Annotated in this window: 8 protein-coding genes and 1 pseudogene; 5 read left to right on the forward strand and 4 right to left on the reverse strand. The window is 59.2% G+C overall.

From position 1 onward, the window contains the following. Nucleotides 1-39 precede the first annotated feature (39 nt). From QQJ86_RS19380 to QQJ86_RS19395, 4 genes and pseudogenes are all read right to left on the reverse strand, one after another. Nucleotides 40-894, reverse strand: a complete 855-nt coding sequence (locus QQJ86_RS19380; protein WP_284322616.1) for a fumarylacetoacetate hydrolase family protein — start codon at nt 892-894, stop codon at nt 40-42. An 18-nt stretch (nt 895-912) separates the two neighbouring features. Further along, entirely contained in the window at nt 913-1,659 is a 747-nt protein-coding gene (locus QQJ86_RS19385) for an SDR family oxidoreductase (RefSeq protein ID WP_284322617.1), read from the reverse strand. Nucleotides 1,660-1,843: 184 nt separating this feature from the next. Then, nucleotides 1,844-2,674, reverse strand: a pseudogene (locus QQJ86_RS19390) (amidohydrolase family protein); the annotation flags it as partial. Next, nucleotides 2,671-3,699, reverse strand: a complete 1,029-nt coding sequence (locus QQJ86_RS19395) for an aldo/keto reductase (RefSeq protein ID WP_284322619.1) — start codon at nt 3,697-3,699, stop codon at nt 2,671-2,673. The gene QQJ86_RS19395 and the pseudogene QQJ86_RS19390, both read right to left, overlap by 4 nt. Nucleotides 3,700-4,056: 357 nt before the next feature. Here QQJ86_RS19395 and QQJ86_RS19400 point away from each other — a divergent pair, with 357 nt between their 5' ends. From QQJ86_RS19400 to QQJ86_RS19420, 5 genes are all read left to right on the forward strand, one after another. After that, nucleotides 4,057-5,178 carry a glucokinase gene (locus QQJ86_RS19400; RefSeq protein WP_284322620.1) on the forward strand — a complete coding sequence of 374 codons (1,122 nt, stop codon included), beginning with the start codon at nt 4,057-4,059 and terminating at the stop codon, nt 5,176-5,178. Nucleotides 5,179-5,249: 71 nt separating this feature from the next. Further along, nucleotides 5,250-7,901, forward strand: coding sequence for a TonB-dependent receptor (locus QQJ86_RS19405; RefSeq protein ID WP_423372985.1), 2,652 nt, complete (start codon nt 5,250-5,252; stop codon nt 7,899-7,901). A 196-nt stretch (nt 7,902-8,097) separates the two neighbouring features. Beyond that, nucleotides 8,098-9,702 carry an alpha-L-fucosidase gene (locus tag QQJ86_RS19410; RefSeq protein ID WP_284322622.1) on the forward strand — a complete coding sequence of 535 codons (1,605 nt, stop codon included), beginning with the start codon at nt 8,098-8,100 and terminating at the stop codon, nt 9,700-9,702. Nucleotides 9,703-9,704: 2 nt separating this feature from the next. Beyond that, the gene (locus tag QQJ86_RS19415; protein WP_284322623.1) at nt 9,705-10,754 is read left to right on the forward strand and encodes a glycosyl hydrolase family 18 protein; all 1,050 of its coding nucleotides are present in this window, start codon (nt 9,705-9,707) and stop codon (nt 10,752-10,754) included. A gap of 258 nt (nt 10,755-11,012) precedes the next feature. Continuing rightward, nucleotides 11,013-13,622, forward strand: coding sequence for a glycoside hydrolase family 3 protein (locus QQJ86_RS19420; protein WP_284322624.1), 2,610 nt, complete (start codon nt 11,013-11,015; stop codon nt 13,620-13,622). Nucleotides 13,623-13,666 lie beyond the last annotated feature (44 nt).

The following is a 13,666-nucleotide window of genomic DNA, read 5'->3' on the forward strand; positions in this document are numbered from 1 at the left end:
CTTGCATCCTTGGAATGTGGGAAGCGAGATTTCATGAAGTTATTGATCGTTGTGATGCGCGAGAACGTGCTGGCGCTGCGTGCTCAGTCCGTCGATACCCAGTTCGATGGTGTCGCCGGGACGTAGATACGTCGGCGGCTTCTGGCCAAGACCCACACCTGAGGGCGTGCCGGTACTGATCACGTCGCCGGGCAGCAGCGTCATGTAGCGGCTGATGTAGCTCACCAGCTGCGCTACGCCGAAAATCATCGTGCGCGTGTTGCCGTTCTGGTAGCGGTGTCCGTTCACTTCCAGCCATAGGCTCAAGTTTTGCGGATCGGGTATTTCGTCGGTGGTCACCAGCCATGGACCGATGGGACCGAAGGTGTCGCAGCTTTTGCCTTTCACCCACTGGCCGCCGTGTTCGAGCTGGAATTCGCGCTCGGAAAGATCGTTCACCACCACGTAACCGGCCACATAATCCAACGCCTGTTCCACGCTGACGCTGCGCGCGGTTTCGCCGATCACCACGCCTAGCTCCACTTCCCAGTCGGTCTTGACCGAACCTTGCGGAATGATCACATCGTCATTCGGCCCCATGATGGCGCTGGTGGCCTTCATGAAGAGGATCGGCTGTTCCGGAATCGGCGCGTTGGTTTCAGCCGCGTGCTCGCTGTAGTTCAAGCCGACGCAGATGAACTTGCTTACGTGCGCGACAGGTGCGCCGTAACGCTGCTCGCCGGATACCAGCGGTAAGCTTTGCGGATCGATGGCAGCCAAGCGCGCGCGACCTTCGCGGCTGAGTGCTTGCGTGTCGATGTCGTGGACGACGGAAGACAGATCGCGCAAGGCACCGTCTGCGTCGATAAGGCCGGGCTTCTCTTTGCCAGCCGTGCCATAGCGTACGAGTTTCATGGTGTTCGCTCTTGTACTTCAGTTGGACCAGCCGCCGTCCACGACGTGCACGGTGCCGGTAGTGAAAGCGGATTCATCGGAGGCGAGATAAAGCGCCAACGCGGCGATTTCTTCGGGCTCGCCCAGGCGACCCATCGGCTGGCGCTGGACGAAGCTGCGCCAATTGGCTTCTTCATCGCCGCCCAGTGCACGCACGCGATCGCCGAGCGATGGGGTTTTCACCGTACCTGGGCAGATCGCATTGCAGCGGACGCCGCGCGCAACGAAATCGGCGGCAATCGAACGCGTCAGGCCGATCACTGCCGCCTTGGTCGTGCTGTAAGCGAAGCGATTGGGTACGCCCTTGATGCTGGACGCCACGGAAGACATGTTGATGATGCTGCCCTTGCCGCGTTCAAGCATCCCGGGTAGCACTGCTTTGCACAGCTGGAACATGCTGTCGACGTTGATCGCGAAAGAACGCTGCCAGCTCGCTTCGTCGGTATCCAGGATCGTGCCCGCGTGCACGTAGCCGGCGCAGTTGAACAGCACGTCGAACGGGCCGCTTTCGCGCACCAGCGTCTGGATTTGTTCCACCTTCGTTACGTCGAGCGTGCGGGTGGTAATGGATGCGTGCTCGGCGGCGAGGCTTGCCAGCGCGTCGGCGTTGATGTCGGTGGCAAGCACTTTGGCGCCTTCTTTCGCGAAGGCGAGGGCGGTGGCACGGCCAATACCTGCGCCCGCTGCGGTGATCAATGCATATTTGCCGGAAAGACGCTCAGTCATGGTTTTTCTTCTCCTGATGCGGATTCCCTCTCCCCTCCGGAGAGAGGGTTAGGGTGAGGGGGCGATCTTGCGAGAGAGCCGCTTTTTTGGCGCCACGTTCTGGTGAAGCACCAGGCGAGGTTGGCCCCTCACCCCGACCCTCTCCCCGGAGGGGAGAGGGGGCAAAGCTGTGTAGATCGACATCCAGCGCATAAAAGCGCACGGCATTGGCGGCAAACACATCTGCCTGCGAGCCGGCTGCATAGCGTTCGGTGAGCGTCATGGCTACCTGCAACCAATGCGCGTAATCGGCATGCGTGGTGAGCACCGGCCAATCGCTGCCCCACATCAAGCGCTCGTGGCCGAAGTGCGAAAACAGATCGGCGACATAAGGCTCGATGGCGTCTTCGTGCACCGGTTCGCCCAGCAGCGTGAGCAAGCCGGAAAGCTTGCAGTGCAAAGACGGATGCTGGGCCAGTTCGTCGATCCAACTGGTCCATTGATCGAAGCGACCGTCGCTGATGGAGGGTTTGCCCGCATGGTCGAGCACGATGCTCAACTGCGGATGCCGGCGTAGACGACGCAACAGGGCAGGGAGCTGGCGCATGTCCACCAACGCATCAAAGGTGAGGCCGCAATCCTGGATGCAATCGAAGGCGCGATCGAGCGAAGGCCGTGCCAGCCAATCGAGGTCGGCAAGGTCCTGCGCCATCGGACGCAGTCCGCACAGCAAGCCTTGGCCATCGCGAATCAGTGCATCGATGCGTGTTCCCACATCGGCAGCTTCCATATCGACCCAGCCCACCACCCCAACGACGGATGGATCTTCATGCGCCAGCTCGAACAGATAACGCGTTTCTTCCTCGGTGGGAGCGGCTTGCACCAGCACGCTGTATTGCACGCCGGCAGCCTTGCGTTGTTCGCGAAGATGTTCCGGTAGAAACGCCCGTTGCAGGGATGCCGGTGCCTGTGGAAGCCAGCCATAGTCGCCGCGCGTCGGCTGCCAGTAATGCTGATGGGCGTCGACGATGATCATGGAGTGGGAACTCCCTCCTGCAGCAGGCCTGCATCGTGCAGTGCGTGCCATGCTTCGGCAGGAATGCTTGCTTGCAGGCGTGCGGCGGCCTGGTCGACTTCTGCGATCGAGCGCAGCCCGCATACCACGCTCGCCACCGCCGGGTGCGCCAGCGGAAACTGCAGAGCTGCCGCACCGACATCGGTGCGCGTGCGAGCGAGCACTTCGTAGAACCGTTGCGCACGCGCGATAGTTGCCTCATCGGCGGGCGCGTAGTTGTAGAACTTCCCTGGGCCTTGTGCGCCCCCGAGCAGGCCGGAGTTATACGGTCCCGCCGCCAGAATGGCCACGCCGCCATCTTGCGCGCGCGCCATCACGCGTTGGCTTTGTGCTTGTTCGAACAACGTATACCGTCCGGCCAGCATGATCACGTCGAGTGGAAAGCGCGGCATCACGTCCAGGCATACGTCTTCTTCGTTCACCCCGATGCCGATCGCTTTGCATGCTCCCTGCGCGCGCAGCTCCGCCATGGCAGGCAGTGCTTCGTCCAGCGCCTGGCGCAGGATGGCTGCATGGCTTTCGCCATGCGTGAGCTCGCCTATATCGTGCAGCAGCAGCACGTCGATGTGATCGGTACGCAAACGTTGCAGGCTGGCTTCGAACGAACGCAGCACACCGTCGCGGCTGTAGTCGAAGCGTGCACGATGGCCATCCACGATAAAACCGTCGGCATGACTGTTCTGCTGCGCGTCGTCTTCGATAAGGCGACCGACCTTGGTCGACAGCGTGAAGCTTTCGCGCGGCATTTCGCTCAATGCATCACCGATCCGCGTTTCGCTCAGACCATAACCGTAGTAGGGGGCGGTATCGAAATGCCGGATGCCGCGCTGCCACGCGTGCGTGATGGTGGTGGTAGCAGATGCATCGTCCACCGATTCGTACAGGTTTCCGATCGGCGCGCCGCCGAAGGACAGCTGCGAGGCCAGCCAGGCATGTTTCCGCGTGCTGGCTTCAGCGCCATACGGCTTGGTCGTTGATACCGACATTCGTCCTCACGATGCCCCGCTAAATCACCCTACGGCAAGGCGATTCCGCACTTTTGCCGCCCCGCTTTTGCGCATCATCGCGCATCTTTTCATCTGTGTATATATAAACAATTGATTCATAGGTGCCTTAATTGTCCTGGTGGGCCAATCGAAAAAAGTTGTTGCATTTGGATTTCTCTCGATCTAAAACATATATGAAATTTCATTTCGCTAATGAACATGCTGGCGATCTGGATCGCTTTTGCATGTCGGGTCAGAAATCGGGAAGAGGGGCTGCCGTATGCGGTTTTCGCCAGAAAACACCTGCCAAAAAGCCGTTTCGCCCGGTCTTGCGCTGGCTTCCGGGGCGTGACGGGCATGGCCACGACCGCGTTGCTAAAGGCTTCATCGATTCGCCAACGATCCGTCCTGGCCAACCCGGTCCCCGCAAATAGCTGCGATGACAGCTTTCTGGCCGCCGACATCGGCGGTACGCATGCCCGCCTCGCGTTGATGACACGCGCCACCGGCCAAGCGCCGAAGGTGGCGGCTTACCGAATCTATCGGTGCGCAGATCATCCGCATCTGGAAGACATCATCCGTTGCTTCTGCGTCGAACTGGAGGTGCAGCCGCGCGAACTGGTGCTGGCCTGCGCCGGCTACGTGCATGCCGGTTCGGTGATCAACAAGAACCTTGTGTGGCCGGTGCTTCTGCAAAACATGAAGCAGCAACTGGCGCTGGATCACGTGTGGTTCCTCAACGATCTGCAAGCGCTTGCTTATGCGGTGGGACATGGCGCGGCCGGCAGTGCAGCGGTGTTGAAGGTACCGATGGCGCGCGAAGCGCAGGCGGGCCCCGTTGTCGTGATCGGGCCGGGAACCGGCTTGGGCGCCGCCGTGTGGTTGCCAGGACAACCTGCGCGCGTGATTGCGACCGAAGCCGGCCACACGCAGTTGGCTGCGCGCGTCGGCAGGGAACAACAAGTGCTTGCGCAACTGGCGCAACCGAATACACACGTTTCGTACGAGACAGTGCTGTCAGGTCCCGGCTTGCATCGCATCTATACGGCATTGTGTGCGATCCACGATCGCTATCCGTCGCTGCATCAACCTTCGGCGGTGACGCAGGCTGCGCTTGCGGGTCGCGATGAGATCGCGCACGAAGCGCTCACCTTGTTCTGTGGCTGGCTGGGTTCGTTCGCGGCGGACCTTTCCATGCTCTACGGCGCCACCGGCGGTGTTTATCTCGCGGGTGGCTTTTTATTCCAGATGGTCGAATTCATGCGCAGCAGTCCATTGCTTGAGCGCTTTCTCGACAAAGGCGTGATGCGTCCGTTTTTGCAGAACCTGCCGATTCGCGTGATGGACCACGGCCATCACGGTGTGATGGGCGCAGCCAGCTGGCACTGGAACACGCATATCGATACCGACGCTCGTATGGGAGACGAGCGTAAACCCTGCATCGATTTCAACGATGCAGTTTTTTCGCCAGACCTCTGAGGTTGTTGCGGGGACACTCGGAAAGTCTGGATCAACAAAAACGGCAGTACTTAACTCGGGGAGAGTTAATGATGGTATTCCGCAGGTCTGTTTTAGGGTTGAGCATTCTTATTGGATTGAACCTCGTCGCTGTTGCGCAAGCGCAGGATACGTCGGCATCCACGCAAAGTGCGGCGGGCGAAAACACCGCGAAAACACAAACGCAAACGCAAAAGGAAAAAGCCAAGACATTGCAGACGATCACTGTCACGAGTTATCGCGGTAGCTTGGATAAGGCACTGAACATCAAGCGCGAAGCGGGCGCCATCGTGGATGCCATCAGCGCAGTGGATATCGGTAAGTTCCCCGATACCAATGCAGCCGAATCGCTGTCGCACCTTCCTGGTATCACGGTGGATCGCCAGTTCGGCGAAGGCGAGAAGGTAAGCATCAACGGCACGGATCCGGCGTTGAACCGCGTGCTGCTCAACGGGCAGACCATCGCGTCGGGCGATTGGGGCGGCAACCCCACCGATACCAGTGGCCGCACGTTCAACTACACGCTGCTGTCGCCGGAAATCATCGACCAGATGGAGGTGTACAAATCGCCCGAGTCGCGCATCGATGAAGGCAGCATCGGTGGCACGGTGATCATCCACACCCGCAAGCCTCTCGATTTGCCATCCAACACACTGCGTGGATCGGTGGGCTACAACTACAACGATCGCTCGGGGCAGGGCAATCCGCGTGCATCGCTGCTATACAGCTGGAAGAACAGTAGCGATACGTTCGGCGCACTGGTCTCGGTCACGCACGACAAAGAAAATCTGTCGCGCGCGGGTATTGAGTTCTTCGGCTACACCACCGGTAGCGGCATTCCCAGTACGGCCAGCGCCAGCGGCAGTGGTAACGTCGCGACCGACAAGCTGCCGGTGGGTATCAACAGTTCATACTTTCAGCAGACGCGTGAGCGCAACGGCATCCAAGGCGCGTTGCAGTGGCGTCCGAACGACAAGAACGAATTCAACCTCACCGGCCTTTACATCAAGGGCACGTACAACAACTACAGTGAGTCAGAGTACGTGTGCCCGGGTTGTGGCGATCTGAACAAGATCACCAGCCTTACGCAGAACAATGGCTACATCACTTCTGCGGTGGTATCGGCCAATACCGGCAACGGTCAGCCGTATGCCGAACTGGACGCGAATTATCGCAAGACCCACGTCGATACCAAGAGCCTCAACCTCAAGCACGACTACTACGGCGATCTGTGGACCTTCGAAAGCCAGGTGGGCTACACCAGCGCCACCGGCGGCAAGGATCCAGAGTATTTGATGAAGTATCTGCTGCAGTCGGGCGGTTACAACTTCGCGTATAACGGCGTGAACACCAGCGTCAATTACGACAACGCGAGCGCGAGCAACTGGGGTTTGAAGGCTGGGCAGCAGGCCGGTGGCATCTACTATTCGCGCACTGGCGACCGCGAAGCCTATGCACAGTTCGATGCGACGCGTGATCTGACCTGGGGGCCGTTGAGCTCGCTGCAACTCGGTGCCAAGTACCTTGACCATCACAACAACAGCAATGCTTACGGCAATTCGATCTTCGCGACCAGCGATATTTCGCTGACGCAGTTCAACCCAGGTGGTACGCCGAACGGCCTGTTCAGCGGCCTGGGCGCTAGCGGCAACCTCACCAGCTGGGCGACGGCCGATCTTGGCGACGTGCAGAGCTATCTGAAGTCGCTACCGCAGGGTGCCTACCACATCGACTACGGCTCCTCGTTCGGCGTGCAGGAAGTAACCAAGGACGTGTACGCGCAGCTCAACTTCAAGAGCGACATCGGTCTGCGCGGCAATGTTGGTGTTCGGTATGTCGACACCAAGGACACGGCCGATTACTGGAACAGCACTGACGGCGGCCAGACCTGGGGGCCGGCAACGGCGAACTCCAGCTTCAAGAAACCGCTGCCCAGCTTCAACCTGATCTACGATCTAGCCAGCGACAAGGTGCTGCGCTTCTCTGCTTCGAAGGTGATCGCGCGTCCGCGTTACTCCGATCTTGCCGGTGACTACAGCATCGACGACAGCCAGCACACGGCCAGCGGCGGTAATCCAAACCTGAGGCCATACCAGTCCACCAATTTCGACTTCTCCGCAGAATGGTATTTCGCGCCAACCAGCTTGCTGTCCACGGAGTTCTTCTACCGCCACATCGGCACCTACATCATTTCCAAGACCGACGATGAGGTGCTGTACGACGCCACTACTGGCCAGAGCGCGACCTACAGTGTCACCAGGCCATTCAACGCGGCCAATGCCGACGTTCGCGGCATCTCGCTGCTGTACCAGCAGGACCTTGGCCTTGGCTTTGGTGTGCAGACCAACTTCACCTACGCGCACGCCAACACCACCAACGGCTACAACATGCCGTACCTGTCGCGTGACACGATCAACATCATTCCGTACTACGAGCATGGTCCGTGGTCGGCGCGTGTCAACTACAGCCGGCGTTCGGCCTACTTCACGCAGATCGGTCGCCTGGATTCGGAAGTGTTTGCCGACGCGTACAAGGAACTGGATTTCACTGTGGGCTATCAGGTCAACAATTGGATGGGCGTGACGGCTAGCGCGACCAACCTGCTGGATTCCACGTACTACTGGTACAACGGCGTGAAGTACGCACCGATTGGTATGTACAAGAACGGCCGTACGTTCTCGCTCGGTGTGAACTTCAAGCTATAAGTTTTCGCAGTACCGATCGCGGACAGTGACCTTCCCCTTACTGCCGCGATCGGTTTTTTTTATTGAATGTCCTTATCACTTTGGGGAGGGCGATAGGGACAGTAGGTTGGGGTTTGCATCCCAAACTACGTTGTTTGTCATCGTGCGTGTTGCTGGCATGATGGATCATTCACACCACAGCGGGAGAGGGTCGAGCATGAAACGGTCTTTGTTCTATCTTGGCGTTGCCTTGGCATGTGCAGCAGGTATTGCCACTGCTCAGCAATCTCCCACTGCGCCTACTGCGAAGACTCTTTCTCCCAAGGACGCCGACCTTGCCTGGCAGAAGGCCACCGCCAAGTTTGCGCCGCAGCGCCAGGCGATACTCTCGCGCGTTGCCGAGCATATGAATGACGGGCCGTTCCGCGCAGACTGGACGTCGCTGCAGCAATACAGCGCGCCGCAGTGGTACGACGATGCCAAGTTCGGCATCTTCATTCACTGGGGCGTGTATTCGGTGCCGGCGTTCGGCAGCGAGTGGTATTCGCGCAACATGTATCAGCAGAACATGCCGGATTATGCGCACCACGTAGCCACTTACGGTCCGCAGTCGAAATTCGGCTACAAAGATTTCATTCCCATGTTCAAGGCGGAGCATTTCGATCCGCAAGCTTGGGCAAAATTATTTAAAGAAGCCGGAGCGCGCTACGTCGTGCCGGTAGCGGAGCACCATGACGGCTTCGCCATGTACGACTCGAAGCTCTCGGAATGGACGGCCGCAAAGATGGGGCCGCATCGCGACGTGATCGGTCAGCTGGAAAAGGCCGTGCGCGGCGAGGGGCTGCATTTCGGCGTGTCCTCGCATCGCGCCGAGCACGATTGGTTCTTCGATGGCGGGCGCAAGTTTGATTCCGATGTGAACGATCCGCGCTATGCCGGCCTGTATGGCCCCGCGGAAGCACATTTGGCGAAGAAGGACGAAGACCTCTACAACGACTGGACCTACGTCTCGCAAGTCTGGCTGGATGATTGGCTCGCGCGCACCGCCGAGCTGATCGACAACTATCACCCGGACCTGATCTATTTCGACTGGTGGATCGGCCATCCCACCTTCCGCAACACGTTGCCGAAGATGCTGGCGTACTACTACAACCAGGGTGCGACGCGCGGTGGCGTGGTGGTCAACTACAAGCAGGGTGATTTTGACGAGAATGCCGGCACACTGGATATCGAACGCGGACAGCTTACCGGCATCCAGCAGGCGCATTGGCAGACCGATACTTCTATCAGCAACACCTCTTGGGGTTACATCAAGGGCGATACCTACAAGTCGCCGAAGGAACTCATTCACCTATTGGCGGATGTGGTCAGCAAGAACGGCAACCTGATGCTCAATATCGGCCCGCGTTCGGACGGCACCATTCCGGAAGATGCGCAGAAGATCCTGCTCGCGATGGGCGGCTGGCTGAAGACTAACGGCGATGCGATCTACGGTAGCAAGCCATGGCGGACCTTCGGCGAAGGTCCCACCGAAGTAGTGGGCGGCACCTTCCAGGACACCAAGACCAAGCCGTATACGGCGGAGGATTTCCGTTTCACTACCAAGGACGGCGCGCTATACGCCATCGAGCTTGGTTGGCCGGAAGGCGGCAAGGCGGTGATCCATTCGATCAAGCCGGAAGATCACGTGCGTGCAGTCACCCTTGTGGCGAATGGCAAGCCGGTCGATTGGCAGCAACAGGCGGATGGTCTGCATGTGTCGCTGCCCTCGCAGCCGGTAGGCGACTACGCCTATGTCTACCGCATTGAACTGGCGAAGTGACCATGAAAAAGTTTGCCTGCTTTCTTGCCGCAGCGTTGGCCTGCAGCATGACCTATGCGAAACAGCCAACGGCGCTGTTCTATTTAATGGGCTCACAGAAATCGACCAACTCCTTCGTCGCGCACATCGACAAGATCGGCCTGCTGGTACCGACCTGGTACGGCGTAGACGCTCAGGGCCTGGTGAACGGCGGGCCGAATGCTTATGTGCTCGATCTCGCCAAGCAGCATCGGCTGCCAGTGACACCGATCATTTCCATGTCAGCGGGCCGCAAGGGATTCCACGATCTGCTGCATGACGAAACCGCGAAGCAGCACATGATCGAATCGATGGTGCAGCAAGCGGCCGAGCATGGCTACACGGGTTACCAGTTCGATTTCGAAAGCATCTCCTGGACAGATCGCGATGCTTACACCTTGCTGGTGAAGCAGACGGCTGAAGCGCTGCACAAGCACGGCTTGAAGCTTTCAATTGCCGTGGTGCCCAATGGCCCAGGGCACGCGGGCGCAGGAGAATTCTCCAAATGGATGTGGCAATACTGGCGCGGCGCCTACGATCTGACTGCACTGGGCAAATATGCCGACTTGATCTGCCTGATGACCTACGACCAGCACACCCGCTGGACTGTGCCGGGTCCGGTCGATGGCATGCCGTGGGTGCTCGATCAGCTCAAGTACGCGTTGACGCTGGTGCCCAAGGAAAAACTGTCGCTCGGCATCGCGCTGTATGGCTATCGCTGGTACACCGGTAATCCCGTGCGCGATGACGGCACCGAAGCTTCCAATATCTCGGCCACGTATATCGATGCAGACGAGTCGATGCCGTTGATCCAGGAGCAGAAAGCCCAGGTGCAGTGGGACCCGGTGGAGCACGAGTCCTGGTTCTACTTCTATCGCGACGATATGCGCGAGTGGGTGTTCATGCCTGACGCGCACAGTTTTCGCGATCGCTATGCGGTGGTGAAGCAGTACGATCTGGAGGGGTTCTGCGCGTGGGTGTTGGGTGCGGAAGATCCCAAGGTGTGGGATGAGTTGCCGGTGGTGCAGCATTGAGCTGCAGCTCCCTCTGCCTTCGGGGAGAGGGACACATCTTGCCCGATGTGTGTTTTGCCTCAGCGTCATTCCGGCGAAGGCCGGAATCCAGTTCAAATATGCGTCCGAAGGACACTAAAGCGATTTTGAGTGCTTCGCACAACGTATTGAAACTGGATTGACCAGCTTCGCTGTTATAAAGCGCCTCGGCCTTCGCCGGAATGATGCTGAGGGCATGTAAGGGTTCATACCGAGGACGACGAAGTAGGTTTTCGAACTATGCGTATAGAGCTTCCGTGTCTCGCGATACTCATTGGTGCCTTGTCCGCTGGAACGAGCGTGGCCGTGGCGCAGACCTCCACACCCGACACCCAAGCCGCCGCCCTCGTCGCCAAAATGACCCTGGCTGAAAAAGTCGCCCAACTGCAAAGCGGCGCACCAGCCATTCCGCGCCTTGGCGTTGCCGCCTACGACTGGTGGAGCGAAGGTCTGCACGGCATCGCTCGCAACGGTTACGCCACTGTTTTTCCGCAGGCGATCGGCCTGGCGGCAAGCTGGGATACCGGTCTGCTGCAGCAAGTCGGCACCACCGTATCCACCGAGGCGCGTGCAAAATTCAATGCTATTGGCGCAGGACACGATCATGCGCGCTACCAAGGCCTGACTATCTGGTCGCCCAATATCAATATCTTCCGCGATCCGCGTTGGGGTAGGGGGCAGGAAACCTACGGTGAAGATCCTTATCTCACCGGTCAGCTTGCGGTGAATTTCATTCACGGCATCCAAGGCGACGATCCGGCACATCCACGCGCTATTGCTACGCCCAAGCATCTGGCCGTGCACAGTGGGCCCGAAGCCGGGCGGCACGGCTTCGATGTGGATGTGTCGCCGCACGATTTCGAAGCCACGTATCTGCCTGCATTCCGCGCCGCCATCACCGAGGGGCACGCCGATTCGGTGATGTGCGCGTACAACGCACTGCATGGAACACCAGTGTGCGCCGATAGCGATCTGCTGACCGCGCGTTTGCGTCACGATTGGGGTTTCAGGGGTTTTGTCGTATCCGACTGTGACGCGGTCGATGACATGACCAAGTTCCATTACTTCAAGCCGGACAATGCGCAATCGTCCGCGGCATCCATCCAGGCCGGCACCGATCTCGATTGCGGCGTTGCGTATGCCGATTTGCTCGAAGCGGTGCAAAAGGGCTACGTAAAGGAACCGGTGCTGGATGCTGCGCTCACACGTCTGTTCGCGGCCCGCTATCGTTTGAGCGAATGGGGTAACAATAAGAGTCCTTACGCAACCATTGGTATGGATCAAGTGGATAGTGCCGCGCATCGCAAGCTCGCCTTGCAAGCCGCATTGGAATCCATCGTTTTGTTGAAGAACGAACACGGTGTATTGCCGTTGCGCCAAGGCGCGCACGTGGCAGTAATCGGTCCCAACGCAGATGCGCTGGAAACGCTGGAGGCCAACTATCACGGTACGGCGCGTGCTCCGGTTACGCCGCTGGAAGGTTTGCGTGAGCGCTTTGGTGCGACGCGCGTCCACTACGCGCAGGGCGCATCCCTTGCCGAAGGTGTGCCAGTGCCGATCCCTGAGACCGCATTGCGCACGGCTGAACACGGGAGTGCGGGTCTTACCGGCGAGTATTTCGACAACCTCAATTTCAGTGGCAAGCCTGTTGAGACGCGCACAGACCACGTGATCGATTTCGACTGGGATCACGTCGCGCCGTTTGATAGCTTGCGTGCCGATCGTTACGCCGTGCGCTGGACTGGCGAATGGCTGCCGCCGGCGCCCGGTGATTACACGCTAGCCTTGCACGTGGATCGCTGCTTCGATTGCAACAAGCAGCATGATCCGGTGCGGCTGTATGTCGACGGGAAGAAAGTGCTCGACGACAACGGCGACGATACGCACTTGCAAACTGTGCTGCACGCGAGCGACATCCGACCGCATGCCATTCGTCTCGAATACGTGCACGGCGGCCAAGATCAAGGTGTGCGTCTGCAATGGTTGGCGCCTGCCGATGCGCAGTTGGCCGAAGCCCAAGCAGCAGTGCGCGATGCGGACGCGATGGTGGCGTTTGTCGGTCTTTCGCCCGATGTGGAAGGCGAAGAGCTGAAAATCGATGTGCCCGGCTTCAATGGCGGTGACCGCACGGATATTGGTTTGCCGCAACCACAACAGACTTTGCTCGAACGCGCTGCGGCCAACGGCAAGCCGCTGGTGGTGGTGCTGATGTCTGGTAGTGCCGTTGCGTTGAATTGGGCGAAAGCGCATGCCGATGCGATCGTGACTGCGTGGTACCCAGGTGAGGAAGGCGGCCGCGCCATTGCACAAGTGCTGGCCGGCGATTACAACCCGGGCGGCCGCCTGCCGGTTACCTTCTATCGCTCGACGCGTGATCTGCCGCCATTCGTCAGCTATGCAGCGCAAGGCCGTACCTATCGCTATTTCGAAGGCACGCCGCTTTATCCCTTCGGTTATGGCTTGAGCTACACGCATTTCGCCTATGCCGAACCGCAACTGTCATCCACCAGGTTGGATGCGGGCGAGAAACTCACGGTAAGCGCCATCGTGCGCAACGAGGGTGATCGCGACGGCGATGAAGTAGTACAGGTTTATCTGGATGCACCGGATGATCCGTTGGCGCCGCGACATGCGCTCGTCGGTTTTCAACGCGTGCATCTGGCGGCGAAGGAAAGCCGTCGCGTGAGTTTCGAGCTCACGCCACGACAACTCAACAGTGTCGATGCGGCCGGCGAGCGCGCGGTAAAGGCTGGGCACTATCGCGTGTTTGTCGGCGGTGGTCAGCCTGGTGACACGGAGGGCGTGATGGCGGCGTTCACCATTGGCGGGCATGAGGTATTGCCGAAATGAAGCGTTTCTCGAAAAGCCCATCTCCCTCCGGGGGCGGGGTGTTA

The sequence above is a fragment of the Dyella acidisoli genome, from assembly GCF_030160295.1.
GTDB lineage: Bacteria > Pseudomonadota > Gammaproteobacteria > Xanthomonadales > Rhodanobacteraceae > Dyella_B > Dyella_B acidisoli.

Excerpts from the sequence above, each read along its gene's own strand:
- QQJ86_RS19380 (WP_284322616.1), bottom strand. The coding sequence starts at position 894 with ATGAAACTCGTACGCTATGGCACGGCTGGCAAAGAGAAGCCCGGCCTT.
- QQJ86_RS19385 (WP_284322617.1), bottom strand. The coding sequence starts at position 1,659 with ATGACTGAGCGTCTTTCCGGCAAATATGCATTGATCACCGCAGCGGGC.
- QQJ86_RS19395 (WP_284322619.1), bottom strand. The coding sequence starts at position 3,699 with ATGTCGGTATCAACGACCAAGCCGTATGGCGCTGAAGCCAGCACGCGG.
- QQJ86_RS19400 (WP_284322620.1), top strand. The coding sequence starts at position 4,057 with ATGGCCACGACCGCGTTGCTAAAGGCTTCATCGATTCGCCAACGATCC.
- QQJ86_RS19405 (WP_423372985.1), top strand. The coding sequence starts at position 5,250 with ATGGTATTCCGCAGGTCTGTTTTAGGGTTGAGCATTCTTATTGGATTG.
- QQJ86_RS19410 (WP_284322622.1), top strand. The coding sequence starts at position 8,098 with ATGAAACGGTCTTTGTTCTATCTTGGCGTTGCCTTGGCATGTGCAGCA.
- QQJ86_RS19415 (WP_284322623.1), top strand. The coding sequence starts at position 9,705 with ATGAAAAAGTTTGCCTGCTTTCTTGCCGCAGCGTTGGCCTGCAGCATG.
- QQJ86_RS19420 (WP_284322624.1), top strand. The coding sequence starts at position 11,013 with ATGCGTATAGAGCTTCCGTGTCTCGCGATACTCATTGGTGCCTTGTCC.